This is a genomic window from bacterium, assembly GCA_016786595.1.
Lineage (GTDB): Bacteria > Bdellovibrionota_C > UBA2361 > SZUA-149 > JAEUWB01 > JAEUWB01.
Window position 1 is genome coordinate 82,780 of the sequence record JAEUWB010000060.1, and the last position, 19,858, is coordinate 102,637.

Below are 19,858 nucleotides of genomic sequence, written 5' to 3' on the forward strand. Positions count from 1 at the left end.
TCTAAAACTCTTGATCTAATTTAACTCGGTTGTGCAGTTAATTTATCGCAGTTTTCCGGAAAATGCACAGTCAACTCAGGGAATGGAATGTTAATATTCAACTCATTTGCCGCAGTAAGAATGTGCTTATTTAGTAGGCGCTTTAGTTGGCTCCACTGACTGGCAACTTGTCCTGAAAAATCCACAATAATTTCAAGATTTAGTGACGAAGCTGCAGCTTCTGCATACTCAACCTTCAAATCAACAACGTCTTTTGAATATCCATCTTGATTAAGCTTGGCTTTAAGGGCGGCTTTAATTTGCTCGGGGAAATGCGCGGCTGCATTAGGACGATGTTGATAGTCAATTCCAAAAATTACAGAAATACGAAATCCTTGTGATAAATTTTGTGGACTAAGCCCTAAGTATGCACTTACAGAGTATGTTTTAATACTGCCACCGAGTTGTTTGATGCGCACAAACTCAGGACTTTGCATCTCGACTTGGCCATAAACTCCATCAGATAAAATCACCCAGTCTGAAATATTGCTTGGAAACCACGGGTCATTTGCCGAACACACGCGCGAACGCAATCCTACGATATCAGCAATCGGAAGTTTCAATAGTCCGCCATCAAGGGCAGGATTTCTTAGGACTGTAAAAATATTAATTGATTCAACTTTCCAAGGGATATCTTTATAAATAACACGCTCGCCCTTGCGCACTGCGCCTAAGTTTAACAACAAAAGCATTTGCGCCCACCAGCGCGGAATTGTCTGTTTTGAAGCTAGAAAAATGCCGATAATTAAAAGTAAGCTGATTGTTAAGAGCAGCCAATCTTCAAAAATAAATAGTGCCGCAAGAAAAATAAAGGTGCCGCCTACTCCAGCTCCGAGTAGCACAAAGAGACTAATTACCCGCTCAACCAGCTCGCCAAAATGTGAAAAAACTCCGCGTGTCAGTAAAAAGCCCCCAATCCGTTTAACGATAAACCAAAAAAGCAGTCCGCAGAGAAATGCACTGAGAAAGTTTTGCCCCCGGCTTAAGAAAAATACTCGCAAAAAGTTCTCAACTGATGTCCCAAAAGGAGTTCGTTCACGCACGCGTTGCTGCAATACCCCTTCAGTAAATGAAAGAGCTGCCTTTGTTTCGGCGATGCGATTTGTCCAGTCCTGACGGAGCTTTTCTAAGCTTGGTCTAAGTGCAGGAGTACTTGTGGCACTGATAATTTGGGCAATATTCTCACGCGCAGAAAGACTACGTTCCAGCTCAGCACGTAAAGTTTCTGCCTGCGTGCGTAAACTATCCAACTCCCTTACGCGCGAAGTAAGTCGGCGAAATTCATTTACCACAGGAGATAAAATAGTACTTAATTCCTTAGTTAAATCGAATTTTTCGTCGCCCTTGGTTTGTTGCAATGGACGTGGGTCAACTCCACTTGCAATCTGATCAAAGCGTAGCTTCAAATCCGACATGCGCTCTTGGAGTTGCGCAAGATTGGTCTGAATGCGAGTTTTATTTTCTGCTGTTTCAGCTCGCTCTAAATTAATTGACTGGGTCTCAATTTGGCTGTGTAAGACTTGAATTTTTGCATCAAGCTCGAGTAAATTTTGCTCTGCAAAAGAAGGTTCAATTTGTACTGCAGTGGGCTGGCTATCCTGTGCATCAGCACACCGCGGGAGAACAATTAAACAGGCAAATAAGGCCAGTAAAATCGATATTTTCAGCGTGAGTCGCATCAATTAGATTGTTCTTAATTTTTGCTGAGTTTTGCTATAATTTTTAAGATCTACAACCTGAGCACGTCGTGCCAACTCATCATTCAAGCAGCCTTCAATTGCCGCACTAAAGTGGCTACTATCGAGCACGGCCTTAAGCGAAGACATTTTACGCTCAAGTGTTGCACGGATTTGCATGAGCTCATCTGCAGTAAGCTGCTGTTTATATTTCTCAACAGTTAAACGCACGTAGTCTTTGTATTGTGCCGAGGGCTGATTTGTTGAGCTGGCTGAACGGAAAATTTGCTGCTCTGGCCTTTGCGGTTCTGGCCTTCTAGCAGAAGTTCCCAAGTTACGCTGTAAAAAAGTTCTTGGAATCACAAAGCGAAAGGGCTTCTCCACTGCACGGTAAATAAACCCTTGAGGGCTGCGTGAAATTCTTGGATCTTTATGGGCAATTAAATAATCGACGTATTCAAGAATATTGTAGATTTGCTTGAGTTCATCGCTTGTTTTCCCAAGTAAAAGCTTTTCCGCTTGAGTTTTTACTAGTCCGCGATCGACCAACATTCCTACGAGCTTGTAGTCAATCTCTGCACGTGAGTGGGAGGACGAGGCGGCTTCACGTTGATTAATCTTAGAATGAATCTTAGTTGGCTCTAGCGCTCGAGAGCTTTGTGATTTTAAGCTAAATTGATAACTGTGCCCGGAAGAAGAAAAATCGCTGTTTGCATCAAGTGCTTTATCGTCTGGAGTAGGGCGTTCCTGCGGGGCCTCTTTTAAGCTTCCCGAAAAAAGCCGAATGTAGTGCTCTCCTGCTTTCTCAAAATACTCATAATTTTGAATAAAGCCTGATTTTACAAGTTCATTCAGCGCTGGATTAAGCTGTTGCTTAATCGATGAAGCGTAGCGATATGTGCGCGATAGCCCAACCTTTTCAAAGGCAAACTGTAAAAGCGGTTTTTCGAGCACTGAGCGGTAATAGAAATGCTTGTCTAAATAACGATAAAGCCTGCGACTTACGGCACTATCCAGTTGAAAATAGAGATCTAGATCGAGCTTCTTGATGTAACCAGATTTAAACGAATCAAAGATTACTTCGCTCCAAATAAAAAAGCTTTTTTGCCCTTCAGTCGCGTGATTTTTGCTACTTGAGCGCGAATCATTAATCTCGTAGGCATCGATAATTCCAAAGTTACAAGTCTGAAATGCTTTGCTGCTATTATCAAAAAAAGCGTTTGATGCTTTGATTCTCACACCGCTTAGGCGATCAAGGCTCTTTGTCAGCCTTTGGTAGCTTCGACCTTCGGTTGTCCACTGTAGGGCCTTTAATAGCTCATAGCGGCTAAAGTATACTTTCCTGTCGCTAAACCCATGGGCCATCGTTAATTGGATTAATCCCAAAACTACGTCATCATCTGTTGCTGTAGGGAGCCCAAATTTATCAGCAGCTGTTACAACCCACTCGCGCTCAACAACATCCCCAGTTTTCAGTCGTACAGAATCTTTAAATTCCAGTGTCTTAATCGTTGGATTTGTTCGCGTGGAAAGCACCGTGAGTGGAAACTCTGCAAGGTTCATCTCGTCTCGAGAAAAACCAAGGGGAATAACTTTTCTTTTCAACTGCTCGTGGTTAAAACTTTCAGGAGCGATTGAACTAAAAGCAAGTGGTAACGCAGTTGATGCCATGTAAAAATTTACGCACTAAATCAGATTTAATAACAAAATAATTAACTTTACTTAAAACTACTTTAAGTTGTTTGTGATTGTAGTTATATGTACTAAGTAGTTTTAACAACAGTACTTTTTTATCTTAGTACGTACACAGTACAGACTAAATAAAGAGAGGTTTTACCGATAGTTAACATATAAAAAATTATTTCAAGGCACGATATTTTTTATTTGAGTGCACGATTGAGCTTAACTCAAAGCACAATAGAATTTCATATATTTATTTTGATACACGCTAGAGTAGGCTTGATTTCACGCTATTTGGGGGCTCATTGCACGTGTGGAGTAAGAGTCATTTCACTTGTGTGCGGGAATTTTCTTATTTCGAATCTCGATAGCTCTGCTGATAGAAGCTAAGCAGTTGCTACTAGGCAGAGCTTAACTGCCCAAGTAAGCGGCTTATTTGAATACTCGATAGTTTCTCCTAAGGGCCATTTTTAAGGGAATTTATTTCAAATCACTATATTGAACTAATTCTACTTGAAAAATTGCCGTAATAACCTGAATTTATTATATATTATTAAGTAAATAATACTATCTCTTAGGCAGAAAATCGTTAAGAAATCGACAATTTTATTAACTCACATCACGTGTACTGAGGTAAGTAAAAGTTCTTACCCCAAAGATAGCTTTCGCTTACAAGTCTGTGCTAGAGAGGGAATTCGTAATAACTTCTCACTCTCTCATGCTGGAGGGCAAATCTGTGGCCGTTACGTTTTCAGTGGTAAATCAAAAAGGTGGAGTTGGTAAAACTACCACCTCGGCAAATCTTGCAGCTGGTCTTTCAGAGCACGGAAAAAGGGTTTTGTTGATTGACCTCGATGCGCAAGCAAACTTGTCAGCGCACTTTGGACTGCGTCCTGATGACGAGGAAAACGAAGAATCGCTTACGATGTATGAAGTGCTACGCTACGGGAAAAGCTTAAAAGACGTAGTTCAAAATATTCGCAAAAATTTAGACCTTGCTCCTGCAAGCTTATTACTTAGTGCGGCAGACCTTGAGCTTGGCGGGGTGATTGGAAGAGAGCTTTTACTAAGAAAGGCCCTGGAAACAGTGCAAAAAGATTATGATTTTATCATTATCGATTGCCCACCTTCACTTGGGCTTTTAGCCTTAAATGGCCTTGTGGCCTGTGAACGTGTGATCGTTCCTGTGCAAAGCGAATATCTGGCGTTACACGGCGTGCGGCAGCTTCTAGATACGATTGATCAAGTCAGAAGCGCCTATAACCCAAAACTAAAAGTCGGCGGAGTGCTACTTTGCTTACATGATGCAAGGTTGCGTTTAGCTAGAAGTGTTGCTGATACAATCAGGGAATACTTTGGCGACCTTGTCTTTGAAACTGTCATTCGCACAAACGTAGCACTAGCCGAAGCTCCAGCTCAGGGGAGCTCGATTTTTGAATACGACGCCAAATCAATTGGTGCAGAAGACTATAAACAACTTGCCGAGGAGGTAATTTCGCGTGTCACGAAAGAAGCTTAAATTACAAAATAATCCCCTACTAAGCGGCCCAAGTCTTGCTGGGCGAAACAAATTTGGCAGCCCTTACCGTGAAATTTTACTTTCTGAAATTGATGTTGACCCGAATCAGCCGCGGCGGGTGTTTGAAACGGAAGGTCTTTCAGAGCTTGCTGCTTCGATCAAAGAATATGGAGTTTTATGTCCCCTACTTGTCCGCGCACTTGATGGCGGGAGTTTTCGCTTAATTGCCGGCGAGAGGCGTTTTCGGGCAGCTAAGCTTGCTGGACTTAAGTCAGTACCCGTGATTGTTGATAGTGCAGATGATGACGAGGCGATTCTGCCAAAGCAGCTTGTGGAGAATCTTCAACGTAAAGACTTAACCCCACTTGAACGCGCCCAAGCATTTGGAGAATTAAGTGAAAGCTTAGGACTTAGCGTTAGAGATTTAGCGAAGAAGCTTGGAGTTTCTAAGTCTCTGGTGCAGCGTTCACTTGATGTATTAAGTTTGCCAGATGACCTAAAAAAAGCCCTCTTAGACGGCTATCCAGAATCAAAAGTGCTGTTACTAGCTACTGTTAAAGATAAAGACAAAAGAAAGCAGCTCCTTAAGGGTATAGACTCGATGAGCCGCTCTGAGCTTGAAGTAGAAGTTGGAGGGAAAAAGAAAGCTAAGGTAGGCAAACTGTCCCACCGTGGGACAATTTCAACTGGAGAGACCTATCGACTTTCTCCGGCGGATGAAAGACTGCAGCAAGAGTTTCAGCGCGCGCTTGGCACGAAGGTAGTCTTACAGAGAAAGCCTGGAGACATTCACGGGAAAATTGTAATTGAGTTTTATTCTGAGGATGACTTATCAGAGCTCTTCCGTCGTTTAGTTTTTATGGGCGATGATAATCAAGCTCCTCTAAATTAATCGATGGCGAATTAATTTGTAAGTGCTCTCTCTGTCCCACCGTGGGACAGCTTTTAAGAGACAATTTTAAACTCCTTAAGTCACTAGATAAGGCATGGATACTAGCAAAAAAATCGAATCAATTCATGGACTTATTGGTGATAAACTAGCCTCAACACTTTCCCCATATCGAGAGCTATACCACAAGGAAGCGCACTCAGTTTTACCTCCAGGGAAGCTAATTCGCCCTACCCTACTTTGTCTTTTTGGTGAGGCTTTTGGGCTTACATTTGAAGAGCTAGTGCACCCTGCAATTGCAGTAGAACTAATCCATGTAAGCTCTCTTATTCATGATGATTTACCCGACCTTGATAATTCACCTACGAGACGTGGTAAGCCTTCGAGTCATGTTGCTTTTGGTAGCGCCAGTGCACTTTTGACTGGAGACGCGCTGGTTGCGCGGGCAATTCACTTACTTGTTGCTGGGTCTTACAATGATGCTGCTAAGACGTTACTTACTCGTGAAATGACAAAAGCCTATGAGCTACTCTGTGTTGGGCAGCTTCAAGACTTAGAACTTACAAAATTGGGTAAAAATGAACCTACTCGTGAAATGAGAGAAGTCTGTTATCGAAATAAGACTGGGGCTCTTTTTTCTTTTTCTCTTTTAGCGCCTACGATAATTGCATTTTCAAAGGGCATGAATTGTAGGCAATTATTTGAAATAATTGATGATTTAGGAATTTCCTTAGGGCTTCTTTTTCAAATCAAAGACGATTTAGATGACGTAGATGGAAGTGATTTTGAAGCGGCAAAAGAATGGGAGAAGGTTGTAGAGAACAAGATCGAAAAATCTTTTGTCGAGATTTCTACAAAGCTAAATTTAAATCTTAATTTTTTTCAGCAGTACTATCAGCAGATTTTCAAACTGTAATTTTTCAGAGCGTATCTATGCGCGCTAAATTTTAAGCTACATGTAGTTTGAACTTATACTACTTTGTGCATCAATGAAATCGAATCGAGCGGGCTTTTTGTCCCGATTCCTTTTTCCAGAGTTACATGAGTGTAAATCATCGTAGTTTTAAGATCATTGTGACCAAGTAGAACTTGAAGTGTTCGTATATCAGTGCCCGACTCGAGCAGGTGTGTAGCAAAAGAGTGTCTGAAAGTATGGCAGCCAACTTTTTTGTTTAAGCCGATCGTTTTGATAGCTTTTGCAAGGGAATTTTGCATAATCGAGGGGTAGATATGCCAGCGACTTTCCTGTTTCGAGCGCGGGTCGATTGATCTTTTGGATGATGGAAAAACAAATTGCCATTTCCATTCACTACAAGCACTGGGGTATTTTTTACTTAAAGCATAAGGAAGAATTGTTTTGCCAAATCCTTGAGAAATGTCATGATCATGAATTGCTTTTGATTTTTCCAACTGTTTTTCTAGAGGCATTTTTAGGAAAAGCGGAAAGGGGACAACTCGATCTTTATTTCCCTTAGCGTCGCGGACCAAAATCATATTTCTTTCAAAATCTAAATCTTTTACACGCAGTTTAAGAGCTTCAGTGAGGCGCATACCAGTGCCATAGAGCAGGCATGCAATTAAGTAATGAACCCCGTGAAGTTGCTCTAGGATCAATTTAACTTCTCGTTTACTTAGCACGACAGGGATGTGTTTTTGTTGTTTAGCCCAGTAGATGCCAGTGAAATTGCCGATTTCTAACTTTAGAACTTCACGATAAAGAAAAACCAATGAATTTAGAGCTTGATTTTGTGTGGCAGCAGCTACGTGCTTGTTAACTGCGAGATAGGAGAGAAACTGCACAATTGCATTTGTCCCAAGATTTTTGGGATGTTGCTTGCGATGAAATAGAATAAACCGTTTTGCCCAGTTGATATAGGCCTTTTCAGTCGCAAGGCTCATATGATTTAAGCGCATTACCATGCGCATTTGATCAAGTAGTTTTGGCTTTAAATTTTCTTGTTGCATTTTGAACACTCCTTATCAGGCTGTTTATTCATTTATCGGTCAATCTGTGAGTATTGTTGCCTAGCAAGGCATGTGTAGTGGGGGTGAGGAGTTTAGATCTCCAGTTCTATCGACTGGATAATAAACTGACGAAGCAATAAAATTTTCGCTTAATTGTTACGATTAACTGCCTGAACCGAATACAAAAATCATAGAAATAATTTGATTTATGATATTAATAGGCGGTATATTATCAAAGAAATTTTAGGTAGATCCTCAGTTATGGTGATCTATATGTTATCTTTCCAAACCAGCGAAAGTTAATTGTTCCCAAAACCAATCTTTTTCTTTTTAACAGGCTCAACGATTTGCTTTGGCTTCGTATCGATTAATTCTCGAATGCTATTAAATACAACTCTGAATTGAGCGTCATATCGCTTTTCGAGTTTATTCAATCTTTCAGAGAGTTCTTTGTTCGTTGAGATCATTTCTCTCATCTTGATAAAGGCGCGAACGATTGCAATGTTTACCTCTACTGCTCTTTCGCTATTCAAAACACTGGATAGCATCGCAACTCCATGCTCTGTAAAAGCATAAGGCAAAGCTCTTCTACCAGGCTTTCCGCTTGAGGTCACAATTTGTGACCGTAAACCTGAATATTCCTCAGTAGTTAGCTGAAACATGAAATCTTGCGGGAATCTGTTTAAGTTTCTTTTCACAGCTTGAACCAGCGCTTTTGTGCGCACTTGATATAGGCGCGAAAGATCTTCATCCAGCATTACCTTTTGATCTCGAATTAAATATATAGATTTTTCAATGGCTTGCTCTACTTTCTGCATAATTAGTCCTCTCCATTGTTATATATCGAGAGTACTTGTGATAAGTTGCGGAAAGATAACAATCAAATCGAGCGGTCTGCTTCGCAGCCGCTCATTTTAACCGTTAGCCAGCAAAAGTTAAGAAGGAATCTTTACGAATAGTTTAAGAGCAACAATGCGAGTTTCATATAGTATTGCTTGCCAGTATCTGGCTGCTAGCGAGCTTTTCATTCGAGAAGCGATTCTACTTGAATCCAATTTCAATAATAGTTTAATTCCTGAAGAACAGGTGAGAATCGCGGAAATCAAACACAAAGGGTTAATTTCTGCTGTCATTATGCAGTGCTGTGCGGCTTTGGAGTCTTCCATTTATCAAGTAGTTCATGATGGTCCTGGATGGCACAAAGGATCCAACGGCATTAATTTGGATCAAAAAAATTACTTAAATAAATTTAAGGATTTAATTGATAAGACTCAAGGAGTTGTTGAACGCTTCAAGGTAGTTCTCGATCTATTAAAGTTGGAACCTTTAGATCTTGGAAAAAATCCAAATCAAAGCGTTATCATCTTAGTCGCTCTTCGAAATGAATTAGTACATTTCAAGCCGGTCGCAGTAATCCCATTTGACGATGAAAAGTTATTGAAGAAGCTCAAAAGCCTTAATCTAAACGAGTCCCCGTTTCCAGGTGCAAAGTCGATCTTTTTTCCTAATGCATGTTTAAGTGCTGATTGTGGAAAGTGGAGCCTTGAAAGTACGGTGAATTTTCTTAACAGTTTCTATTTAAAACTTAATGCAGGTAACCCGATCGAGCATTACAAAGAAATGTGCGACACAATCGCTGGCTAACAAAAAAATCCACCAGATTTTACCCCCTCTTAACTAATTGGTTTGATTAAGGGTTCTTTTGGAGGTAAAACTGGTGATTTAAGACGTTATACGGCTAGATACAATATGGATTTATACGACATCATAACGCTGGCAAGTAGCATCGCATCAATTGTGATTTCAGTGCTTGCAATTATTCTTTCGATCTACTTTTACACGCAAACTAAAAATTCGGAATCAAACGTCACGTCCGCTCTTGCTGAAATTAAATCTCAGAGTGAGTCCTTGCAGAACCTCACTGGCAGATGGATGGATCGACTTACAAATTACGCTACACAGGATAAAACAGCGCTACTTGAAAAGTTTATCTCAATGCAGCGATTACCAGAGGTAAACTCAATTGCTCAAGTGCCTCCGCAAAGTGATTTGGATAAAACGAATAAAGAACAGCTCGCGGCAGGAGTCTTAGCCTACGCTCTTATCTCTCTTTATTACGCGGTTTACACCAATGTGTTAGCTGCTAGTTATCTTCCCAAAAGATCTACTTTTGATGCGGATAATCAGCTGCATATCTTAATTAAGAGACTTTTAGATGGAAGCGCAAAAGATGTTGCCATACTCAAGGCGGCAGTAGATCAACTTGAAAAAGCTTTCCCGCAACAATATAAAGAATGTCAGGCACTTCATTTACTTGATGATGTTAATCATTTTATCTCATCTGTGAAGCCCGCTTCAGATGTGTTGTTGGGGCTTTAGCAATGTACGCCGTATAACAATCAGGTCGTGACGGAGAAACGGGGTGCGAAATTTCGTGGCGATTTTAATTGATTAGCTGCCCCGTTTCCCGCACACTTTAAACGTTATACGATAAATTCGTTCAGAGGTAACAAACTCGTGAGAGACCGTAAATAAAAGCAATGGCTAAGAAAAACCAGTCGCGAAGGCTAACAAATCAACACAAACAATCGCAAGGCGTAGTTGGAATTTTTGGGGAAGATGCGAAATCACACGACCGTTCAGTTGGCAAAGTCTCAAAAGTAATCATTGAGCAGTTTGAAAGCGAATATCCTCAGTTATCTTTTCGATACAGAGAGACCATAAAAAAGGAAGAAATCAACGAAGCACTAAAAAAAGTTGACCCTACATTGGGTCAGACACTGTTTGTTTCAAATTCCAGCATCAAACCTGATGGGGGAATAATTGAGGTAAGAGACGACAATGGAGATTGGAGAGTCATCTTAGTGGCCGAGGCCAAACATCAAGGAAAAGACGTAGAGAATATAAAAAATGGTTTACAAGTCGGTACAAAAAACGATCAGGATTTAATGGCTGCTGGAAATGCAATAGAAAGAGCCCATAAAAATATATCAGAAATAGCCAATTTGATGCTGTCTGAGTGTCATTTCCCGTACGTTTTGTTCCTTGAAGGGTCAAATTTTCTAACAGAAACTATCACAATTACAAGACCCGACGGAAGGATCGTAACTCTAGAGTATAATTCAGGTATGTTAAACAGACTAGATAGACTGACTGCCGCAAACTATGGAATGCCTATGAATACAAATTTATGCGTTAATAAATTCATTAAACACAAGAATAAAACTATAATGCTTCAAGCTGCTTCTATTTACTCTCAGGGTCGAGGTGAAAAATGGGACGTCGAGAAAATGTATGAAATAATGCTAGAGATTTCCAAAACGTCACTTAAAGTTTTGGGGAGCGATCTATTTACCCAGATTACATCCAATAAATAGAGAAATGCTAGTTCTGTTATAGTTTAAGATAGGGATCTAATGGCAAGAAATGCGACAAACAAATTACTGCAGAAAGCAAAAAAGTCAAAAAGCGACGAGTTCTACACGCAGCTTTGCGATATTGAAAGCGAATTAGGTTTTTACAAAACACACTTCAAGGACAAAGTCGTTTACTGTAATTGCGACGACCCAAGAATAAGCAATTTTTTTAAATATTTTGCTCTCAATTTCGAAGAACTTGGAATTAAGAAATTGATTACCTCTTGCTATAGAGAGCAACGCGCCGATCTTTTTAGTGAAAAAAGTGATGAAAGCGGATTTTTCTTTGAATACACAAATGCTGATGATGAGAAAAATAAACTTAATTCAATTAAAGTAAAACCATTCAAAGGGAGTGGTGATTTTCGCAGCGCTGAGTGCATCGAGTTATTAAAAAAATCAGATATTGTTGTCACCAATCCGCCTTTCTCACTATTTAGGGAGTATGTTGAGCAATTAGTCAAATACGATAAAAAGTTTTTAATCATCGGAAATGTGAATGCAATTACATACAAAGAGATCTTTAAGCTGATCAAGGATAATAGAGCTTGGCTTGGAATAAATCTAGGCAGAGGGGTTTCTGGTTTTATCGTTCCCGAACACTATGAACTTTATGGAACGGAGGCTCGTATTGATGAGTTTGGTAACAGGATTGTATCGCCAAACAATTGCTTATGGCTTACAAATCTTGATACTTTTAAACGACATCAAGATATTTTGCTTAAAAAGAAATATTATGGGAATGAGCATGAGTATCCAAGATATGATAATTATGATGGGATTAATATTAATAGAACAGAAGATATACCTCTGGACTATGAAGGAGCTATGGGGGTGCCAATAACATTCCTACACAAATTCAACCCAGATCAGTTTGAACTAATTAAATTTAGAAAGGGAAATGATGGAAAGGACTTGTCAGTCAACGGTAAGTGTCCATATTTCAGAATACTTATCAAGAACAAGCGCATTCAGAGACAATCCAATATGCCGATCCCGTATAACAATCAAATCGAGCGGATGCTGAAGCACCGCTCATTTTAACCGTTGTCCCTTCAATTTTATGGTACCTCTGATGACTAAAAGATTTATTTTCACTTTTGTTTTCTTAATTGCCTTTTCATTTAACTTGCCATTATTTGCCGAAACGAAAGTCGGCGTGATCGTTCCATTGTCTGGTGCTCTTGCAGAATATGGGGTCGCTATTCGAAACGGAATTCAAATGGCGCAAAAAGATAATCCCGAACTATTTGCTTCATGTAATTTTCTTTACGAAGACTCTAAATACGATCCAAAGACTGCAATAAGTGCTTTTAATAAATTGGTTAGTTCCGACAAAATTAATATAGCCTATAATTTTGGAGGGCCGACATCAGCGGCAATTGCTCCTGTAGCGAGCAAGACAAAAACTCCTTCATTGCTATGGACTACTGATCCAAGTGCAGTAGCTCGGTATGAATATGTAATTAGATTTACAAATGATGCTATTGAATTTACAAAATCCTTAGCAAATTATCTGAACTCAAATAATCAAAAGCGTCTTGGAGTTGTAATAACTGAGAATCAATATCTAAACAGTATTCTCAATGGGTTAAAGACAAGCTTAGTACCTGGGCAAACATTAGAAGTCATAGACACTGTTCAGCCATCTGATACAGACTTTCGATCTATCGTGACAAAGTTGCAAAAAAATTCGTATGATTCTATTGGAGTCTTTATGTTGTCAGGACAAATCGGACAATTTTATAGACAACTTCAGCAGCAAAATAAACTCACTGCCACATTTGGCACCGACTTTTTTGAAAGTTCAACGGAAATAAAATCAGCGGAAGGTGGAATGAACGGCGCCGTTTACACTAACAACACCGTACCATCCAGTTTCGCTCAAAAATACAAATCTCTATACGGAAATGATTTGCAACTTACCTATGCAGGTAATGGATACGATTTCGCTACATTAGCTTGCAGAACGCTTGCTAAACAACAATCTGCCGAAGGAATAATGAGTATCTTAGAGGCAGCAGAAAATAGATCAGGAGTTTTAGGAAATTATAATTTTATCAAAACAGCTGCGGGGGACAAATTCTTCCGATTTCCAGTCGCAGTGAAGAAAATTGAAGGATCTGAGTTTAAGGATCTATAGGCCAGGGACAACAAAAAACGCCACGCAGAATTCTAACCCGCTTAATTTTGTACATGATTAAGAAAGTGTTCTGGGTTAGAATCTGGTGCGTTTAAACGTTAGGCCGCAAACAAGTATGACGGATTCAATTTTCGAAAATTTACCTCCGGTAGATCAACTTGAGTTCTCTGATCCTGCCGATATTGCAGCTCGCATTCTGCCGGAGCTGATTTCACGATGGGAATCCAGTCGACGAGGACTGAGCTTTCATAACTTAACACTTGGAAATGATCTGCCAGAAGAATGTTACTTAGCCATGTCTGAGGGACTTTCGTGGTTAATTCGCGAAGGATTATTAGTTCAAGCGCCTGGACAACAGGGCGGTTGGTATGTTCCCTCCAAACGCGCAAGACAACTAAAGACGGCAATAAATTTCAAATCATTCAAGGCTGAATCTTTACTACCGCATGCTTTGCTTCATCCTGATGTGGCAAAAACATGTCATGCAAATTTTGTCTCCGGAAATTACAACTCTGCGGTTTTTAATGCTTTCAAAGAAGTCGAAGTTGCCGTTAGAACCGCAGCCAATCTCACAGATTCAGACATTGGGGTAAATTTGGTTCGTAAAGCATTTCACCCTGACACAGGCACTTTGAGCGATAAAACCCAGCTTCCAGCCGAACGCGAAGCTCTCGCAAACTTATTTGCAGGTGCAATCGGCTCCTACAAAAATCCTTCAAGTCATCGCAAAGTGAAGATTGATCCAGCACAGGCGGTTGAAATGATTCTTTTAGCTAGCCATCTTTATAAGATTGTTGAGGCGCGGGTGCCCAATCCATAGCGGCCTAACAAAAGGATCGAAAAGATGTCGCGCCTTAAGCATTTGCTTTGACTAAGTTTTGGTTTGGCGCGACACTTTTCATCCTAAACGTTGTACCTCTAAGACAATATGACTGATACCTATCGAGAACACGGAGAAGTTTGCGCAAAGTTCTACCAGCTTACGGTCGATTCAAGTGCTGTCGCGGAATTCATACTTTGCAACTCTCCTGCGCGTCCGACTGAGAAAGCTCTCTTTGTTGGTGGCATGTTCGATATTGCCGGTGCGTTGCACAGATACGGATTAGACATAACTGTAGTAGACTATACGCCAGAGATGGTTGCTCTTGGTCGAAGGGCTCTTCCAACTGTTCGAATAGAGCAAGCTGACTTAAGAAAACTTCCTTATCAAAATGAATTTGATCATGTTTTTGTTGTAGGGCGTGTTTTTACACACATGATTTCAAATGAGGATTTACATCTCGCTTTGGCAAGCTGCCGGAAGGCACTCCGCGCAGGCGGGCACCTCTTTTTTGATAACTATGAAGACACAAAGATTCGGGTAACAAATTACTTTAACGGGACTGTGCGTGCCGAATCGAATGCTTCAAAGATTGAGCGGAATTCAGCAACGACGCTTCTTTCCGAGTCTCCCTATATAGTCTCTTGGCGGGCTCGCTATACTGGCGATATTGAGGGAAGACCTTTTGATTTTTCGGATGCAATGGAACATAGGGCTTGGTCGCGGCAAGAAATCGTACCTTTCTTAAAAAATGCGCAGTTCAAACTGATTAAACAGGGTCTTAATTTTGATGAAACTAGCTTTTTTAATCTCGCCCAAGCTGTATAAGAGGTACAACAATCCGATCAACGAGATTCGCGCCCCTGTAGATTGGTGGTTAATTTGGCGGTATCATTGAGCGCGAACTCGTTATCGAGAACGTTCTACGCCTTAAATTTTTCTCCTTGCAAAAAATTCTTAATAATTATATTATAATTATGTGAGCAATATTAGATTTACCTGGGACCTGGCTAAAGCGACGCAAAACCGTCGTAAGCACGGAGTTTCTTTCGAAGAGGCACAATCTGTCTTTTATGACGACTATGCTCAATTAGCCCCAGATCCCGATCACTCTAAGGAAGAGGATCGTTTTATCTTACTCGGCCGTAGCAGCCAAATGAGACTACTCATTGTTTGCCACTGTTACCGAGAAAGTGATTCGGTAATTCGAATTATCTCAGCACGCAAAGCAACCAAAAAAGAACAACGGGCTTATCCAGGATGAAATTATGAGAAAAGAATATGATTTTTCAGGCGCAGTTAAGAATCCCTATGCAGCTAAGCTCAAAAAGCAGATAACAATCCGACTTGATGAAAGCGTGATTGATTACTTCAAGTTATTGGCATCTGAGTTTGACATGCCATACCAGAACTTGATTAATCTTTACTTAAAGGACTGCTCTGCTGAAAAACGTAAGCCAAAGCTTCGGTGGGTTCCCGGCGTAGAACAATCAAGTCGTGACGGAGAAAAGGCACGCAAAGGTTCGCGGTGATTCTAGTTGATTAAGAGCCTCGTTTGCCGCACACTTTAAACGTTAAGCGCTAAAAATTTATGGCTGAAGACTTCAAGCAACCTCCAGGTCAGTACGCTATTCACCGTCCTAGATATCATAGAGAGCTTTTTCAATGGCTTGCTTCTATATCTCCGTCAAATAGATGTGCTTGGGATTGTGCGACTGGAGCAGGACAGGCTGCGGTAGGGCTTGCAGAGTTTTTCGACATAGTGCTTGCAACTGATATCAATAAAGAGCAGATAGATCATGCTGAGCCACATCATAAGATCCAGTATTCCGTTTCACCCGCTGAGCAGAATGATTTTAAATCCCAGTCGATTGATCTAATTACAGTGGCATGTGGTGTTCATTGGTTTGATAGAAAGCAGTTTTTTGAGACTGCAAAGCGACTCTTAATTCCCAAAGGAGTAATCGCTGTGTGGACATATAAGTGGCCATGGACAAACTCGAAAGAAGTCGATCGGGTATTAGCCAAACTAAAGGACACAATATTGGAAAATTACTGGCCTCAGGAAAGTAAGCTATATTTTAGTGGATACGCTGACATTGATTTTCCATTCGAAGAAATTCAAGTTCCGCCTTTTACCCTTGAGTGCGATTGGCAGGTTGAAGATTTGATTGGTTTTATTTCAACATGGTCAGCAGTGCAGCGATATTTAAGAGTCAATGGTAAATCACCTATAGAGCTCGTTAAGGCTGATTTGATAGCCGCCTGGAAGAGTTCTCCACCAAAATTACCACTCGAATTGCCACTATATTTTCGAGTTGGATACAGCCCATAACAATTTACTCAACCAGCTTTCCACGCCACTTGAGTAAGATTCTGATTCGAGAGATAATTCTGGCGTGAAAACTGGTTAGTTCTTACGTTATAAGGTCTAAAGGGAGGAAGTGTGAACGATCAACACAGACATTACTCGGACAAGCTAAATTACGAAATTGACTCATGGGATCTCAAGGTCGTTCTTGAGGCGGGCGAACAGGTCACTGTCATTGATGCCCGATCTCCTGAAGCGTTTCAGCGTGAGCATATACCCGGCGCTATCAACATCCCGCATCGTACCATGACACTTGAAAGTACGGAGCACATCGAGAAAGGCGCACTCGTTGTGGTTTACTGCGACGGGATAGGTTGCAATGCCTCGACCAAAGGGGCACTCAACATGCTCAAGCTTGGCTTTCGCGTGAAAGAGCTCATCGGTGGACTTGATTGGTGGAAACGTGATGGACACATGACTCACGGCAGATCGAGCTCAGATGAGTTGGTGTCCTGTGGCTGTAGCTGAATCCTGTGTGCCGTCTAACAATCAAATCGAACGGACTGCTTTGCAGCTGCACACTTTAGACGTTCTATTTTTCACGAAAAGATAGTTAACTGGGATAAGAGGAACATGTCGTATAGACCAGAAATAATTGGCTTTAATTCAGGAAGATTTCTTCGCTTACTTGGTTCAAACGATCAAAAGGCACTTGAAGAAATTTCGACCCATATCGTTTCTCAGTTTGCGGACGATAAAGCTACTAGTACGCAATGTTTGTCAATTTTGAAGACTGCAATCACCGAGAGCCTTCCTCTTCCTAATCTGGAAGAGGAGACATACGAGCATTCGTGTGTCGCCGAAGCAATTATGCGGTACGATCAAGATTTGATGCTGACCAATTCTAATATTTTACGGTGGTCAGTGATGTCTGATATGATTAGTGAATTCGCTGAGTCTCCAAATAGCTCGGATAAAATCGATCATATTTGTCATTACATTACCAATGGTAGGCCGATATTTGGTCAGAGTGTTTATTGGGAATCGCCCTATTTCTATCTGCTCAACAGTGAGCTTATAACTTTCACCACAACCTTGGCGTCGACGGAATTCGAAGACTTTGAGTCAATCGAGCCATTAGTTAAAATTATGTCTGCAATAGGAAGTAATGGTTTAGATATGTGGTGTCGGATTCAATAATAGAAAGGCTAGCCATAGATCTCCATTATTGCCTGCGGGAAAATATACCAAACCGAAAAAAAATACTTTTCCGCGTATATAAGAGTTTTTCGCCTGCGTTTCGCATTGTAGATTGATATTTTATTAACGACATTCAGGGTGGTTCTGTTGTAGACATAGTATCCATCCCCAATAGCTCGACAATCAAGCAACAATTGCCTGACGGAAGACTAGATCCTTAGATGGAATTCGTCTTGTTGCGGCGCTTCAACAGAATGGAGAAATCTTACTTGTCCAGTATGATCCGGGATTCCCTCCTGGCTGGTCAGCTAGCGATCCAAAGAAAGATATCAAAAAAATGACAATTTCGGCTAAAGATCATGAAAAGTTTCTTTCCTTATTGAGGTCAATTAAGTTTATAAATGGATAACAATCAAATCCAGCAGACGATAAATCGTCGCTCTTTTTAACCGTTATGCAGTATAAAAAAGCCCTATGAATAAAAAAAATGTTCTATTTATAATACTCGGAACTTTTTCTATTTATTTACTATTTATCGGTGTACGAACGACAATAGATATGCCTATATCAGGATCATCCTATCTTGTACCTCGATGGCCTTTTGAGAATGATTTTGAGTATTGCGCTGGACCACTTCCTGAAGATGTAGACCGAGGATGCCCTGAAAAAGAACCATTCATTTCGTGGACAATTTACTATAACTTGATTATTCCTCTGTTTGGACTTTTGATCAGTGCGACAATTCCTGGGAATTACAAATTACTTATTCCTTTTCTCTGTAGCTTATGTTTTGCGGCATATGCTTATTTCAGCCTCTGACTAACAATAAACGCCACGCCGGATTCTAATCCACTGAATTTTGTAGATGATTAAGAAATTGTCTCGGGTTAGAATCTTGTTGGCTTAACAGTATAACGGTTAAAACGCAGATGGTCTGATATGGAAATTTTTCAAGTGCAGGTCGAGGATCTAAACGAAGTTCACGCCCTAGGTCGAAAAGTTTTTGGAGATATAGCGCACTCGTCACTTGTCATACGTCAGCTTTGGGATCAAAATCATCCATTTGTTTGGGCAATAAGAAATCCAAATATTCTTGGCTACTGTATCGGGGGGATAGAAGCCGGAACTACGACGGGACATATAATGTCTCTTGCTGTTGATCCTGAAGCCAGACGTCAGCGTATTGGTTTTATCCTAACAGAAAAGGTTATGGCTGAGTTTGTGAAATACAACGTTAGCGAATATAAATTAGTTTGTTCCCCTACAAATACAGCGGCAATATCACTTTACGAATCGCTTGGATTTAAACAAGGTGAGATAATTCAAGATTACTTTGGTCCTGGCGCGCACAGACTTGCGATGAGTCGTGCGGTATAAAAAAAATCGTAAGGAGAAACGGAGGGCGAAACTCTGCTGTGATTTCGGTTGATTAGCCGCCCCGTTTCCTGCAGACTTAAGCCGTTAGACCGCCAAAAGAGAGAATCTTACCCATGCAAAGCAACTCACGTCCAACATCAAAGATAATCGATCTGACGCAAACACTTTGTGCTGAGATTCCTTCCTGGGATGGAGATTGCGGTTTTAACCTTTCTGTTTCGGTTGACTATACGGATTGCGTTGCCCCAGATCTTTTCCGCGTCCAGTCAATTTCAACTCGAGCAGGGATGGGAACTCATATTGATGCTCCTGCACACTGCATCTCAGGAGCCAAGACTGTAGATGATTTGGTAATTGAGAACTTAATCACAAGTTGTGTGACAATCCACTTAGATCAGTTCGCGGATGAGAATTATGTAGTCATGCCTGAAATTGTTCATAAATTTGAGAGAGAAAATGGCCAGATTGAACCTAGCTCCTTCGTAATTTTTTATACTGGCTGGAGTAAATATTGGAATAATCCAATCGAATATCGCAACGGATTGAGGTTCCCAAGCTTACATGAACAAACTGCTCAACTGCTTCTAGAGAGACACATTACGGGATTGGGCACTGATACACTTTCTGCTGATTCTAAAGGAAACTCGTTCCCAGTTCATCGAGTAATTCTAGGAGCAGGCAAATATCTTGTAGAGAATATAGCAAATGCCGACGCACTTCCGGCTACTGGGGCGCAAATATTTGTGCTACCAATGAAGATTAGAGACGGAACTGAGGCACCAGCTCGTATTGTTGCGTTGGTGTAAATCAGTTGTCGTTTTAT

The 19,858-nt window shown here is 40.8% G+C and carries 21 protein-coding genes; 17 read left to right on the forward strand and 4 right to left on the reverse strand.

Translation table 11 applies throughout. The features are described from left to right. Positions 1–20 precede the first annotated feature (20 nt). Both JNK13_11100 and JNK13_11105 read right to left on the reverse strand, forming a co-directional pair. Complete coding sequence (locus JNK13_11100) at positions 21–1,721, reverse strand: mechanosensitive ion channel (protein ID MBL7663285.1); 1,701 nt, start codon at positions 1,719–1,721, stop codon at positions 21–23. Continuing rightward, a complete protein-coding gene (locus JNK13_11105) occupies positions 1,722–3,386 on the reverse strand; it encodes a replication initiator protein A (GenBank protein ID MBL7663286.1) in 1,665 nt (554 codons plus the stop codon). Positions 3,387–4,113: 727 nt separating this feature from the next. On the opposite strand from JNK13_11105, the gene JNK13_11110 reads away from it, so the two are divergent. From JNK13_11110 to JNK13_11120, 3 genes are all read left to right on the forward strand, one after another. Next, a complete protein-coding gene (locus JNK13_11110) occupies positions 4,114–4,914 on the forward strand; it encodes a ParA family protein (protein ID MBL7663287.1) in 801 nt (266 codons plus the stop codon). After that, a complete protein-coding gene (locus tag JNK13_11115) occupies positions 4,895–5,806 on the forward strand; it encodes a ParB/RepB/Spo0J family partition protein (GenBank protein MBL7663288.1) in 912 nt (303 codons plus the stop codon). The genes JNK13_11110 and JNK13_11115 overlap by 20 nt, the downstream gene beginning before the upstream one ends. A 94-nt stretch (positions 5,807–5,900) precedes the next feature. Continuing rightward, positions 5,901–6,719 carry a polyprenyl synthetase family protein gene (locus tag JNK13_11120; protein MBL7663289.1) on the forward strand — a complete coding sequence of 273 codons (819 nt, stop codon included), beginning with the start codon at positions 5,901–5,903 and terminating at the stop codon, positions 6,717–6,719. A gap of 53 nt (positions 6,720–6,772) precedes the next feature. On the opposite strand, the gene JNK13_11125 is transcribed toward JNK13_11120, so the two are convergent. Then, positions 6,773–7,768, reverse strand: a complete 996-nt coding sequence (locus JNK13_11125) for an integron integrase (protein ID MBL7663290.1) — start codon at positions 7,766–7,768, stop codon at positions 6,773–6,775. Positions 7,769–8,067: 299 nt separating this feature from the next. Continuing rightward, positions 8,068–8,586: an ORF6N domain-containing protein gene (locus tag JNK13_11130; GenBank protein MBL7663291.1), complete on the reverse strand. Its 519-nt coding sequence runs from the start codon at positions 8,584–8,586 to the stop codon at positions 8,068–8,070. Positions 8,587–8,740: 154 nt separating this feature from the next. Between JNK13_11130 and JNK13_11135 the strand changes: the two genes are divergently transcribed. From JNK13_11135 to JNK13_11200, 14 genes are all read left to right on the forward strand, one after another. After that, on the forward strand, positions 8,741–9,412 hold the full coding sequence (locus JNK13_11135) for a hypothetical protein (protein ID MBL7663292.1): 672 nt from the start codon (positions 8,741–8,743) through the stop codon (positions 9,410–9,412). A gap of 42 nt (positions 9,413–9,454) precedes the next feature. Further along, positions 9,455–10,147: a hypothetical protein gene (locus JNK13_11140; protein MBL7663293.1), complete on the forward strand. Its 693-nt coding sequence runs from the start codon at positions 9,455–9,457 to the stop codon at positions 10,145–10,147. A gap of 161 nt (positions 10,148–10,308) precedes the next feature. Beyond that, positions 10,309–11,145 (forward strand): restriction endonuclease, encoded by an 837-nt coding sequence (locus tag JNK13_11145; GenBank protein ID MBL7663294.1) that lies wholly within the window; start codon positions 10,309–10,311, stop codon positions 11,143–11,145. A 39-nt stretch (positions 11,146–11,184) separates the two neighbouring features. Beyond that, positions 11,185–12,228 carry an adenine-specific methyltransferase EcoRI family protein gene (locus JNK13_11150; protein MBL7663295.1) on the forward strand — a complete coding sequence of 348 codons (1,044 nt, stop codon included), beginning with the start codon at positions 11,185–11,187 and terminating at the stop codon, positions 12,226–12,228. A 31-nt stretch (positions 12,229–12,259) separates the two neighbouring features. Continuing rightward, on the forward strand, positions 12,260–13,327 hold the full coding sequence (locus JNK13_11155) for an ABC transporter substrate-binding protein (protein MBL7663296.1): 1,068 nt from the start codon (positions 12,260–12,262) through the stop codon (positions 13,325–13,327). 115 nt (positions 13,328–13,442) lie between these two features. After that, positions 13,443–14,147: a TIGR02391 family protein gene (locus tag JNK13_11160; GenBank protein ID MBL7663297.1), complete on the forward strand. Its 705-nt coding sequence runs from the start codon at positions 13,443–13,445 to the stop codon at positions 14,145–14,147. A 108-nt stretch (positions 14,148–14,255) separates the two neighbouring features. Continuing rightward, complete coding sequence (locus JNK13_11165) at positions 14,256–14,975, forward strand: class I SAM-dependent methyltransferase (protein MBL7663298.1); 720 nt, start codon at positions 14,256–14,258, stop codon at positions 14,973–14,975. 151 nt (positions 14,976–15,126) lie between these two features. Then, positions 15,127–15,411 (forward strand): BrnT family toxin, encoded by a 285-nt coding sequence (locus tag JNK13_11170; protein MBL7663299.1) that lies wholly within the window; start codon positions 15,127–15,129, stop codon positions 15,409–15,411. Positions 15,412–15,415: 4 nt separating this feature from the next. Continuing rightward, positions 15,416–15,679: a BrnA antitoxin family protein gene (locus JNK13_11175; GenBank protein MBL7663300.1), complete on the forward strand. Its 264-nt coding sequence runs from the start codon at positions 15,416–15,418 to the stop codon at positions 15,677–15,679. Positions 15,680–15,738: 59 nt separating this feature from the next. Then, positions 15,739–16,482, forward strand: coding sequence for a class I SAM-dependent methyltransferase (locus tag JNK13_11180; protein MBL7663301.1), 744 nt, complete (start codon positions 15,739–15,741; stop codon positions 16,480–16,482). 111 nt (positions 16,483–16,593) lie between these two features. Then, positions 16,594–16,986, forward strand: a complete 393-nt coding sequence (locus tag JNK13_11185; GenBank protein ID MBL7663302.1) for a rhodanese-like domain-containing protein — start codon at positions 16,594–16,596, stop codon at positions 16,984–16,986. A 105-nt stretch (positions 16,987–17,091) separates the two neighbouring features. Next, on the forward strand, positions 17,092–17,658 hold the full coding sequence (locus tag JNK13_11190; GenBank protein MBL7663303.1) for a hypothetical protein: 567 nt from the start codon (positions 17,092–17,094) through the stop codon (positions 17,656–17,658). 939 nt (positions 17,659–18,597) lie between these two features. Beyond that, entirely contained in the window at positions 18,598–19,035 is a 438-nt protein-coding gene (locus tag JNK13_11195) for a GNAT family N-acetyltransferase (GenBank protein ID MBL7663304.1), read from the forward strand. A gap of 113 nt (positions 19,036–19,148) precedes the next feature. Continuing rightward, positions 19,149–19,841, forward strand: a complete 693-nt coding sequence (locus JNK13_11200) for a cyclase family protein (protein MBL7663305.1) — start codon at positions 19,149–19,151, stop codon at positions 19,839–19,841. Positions 19,842–19,858 lie beyond the last annotated feature (17 nt).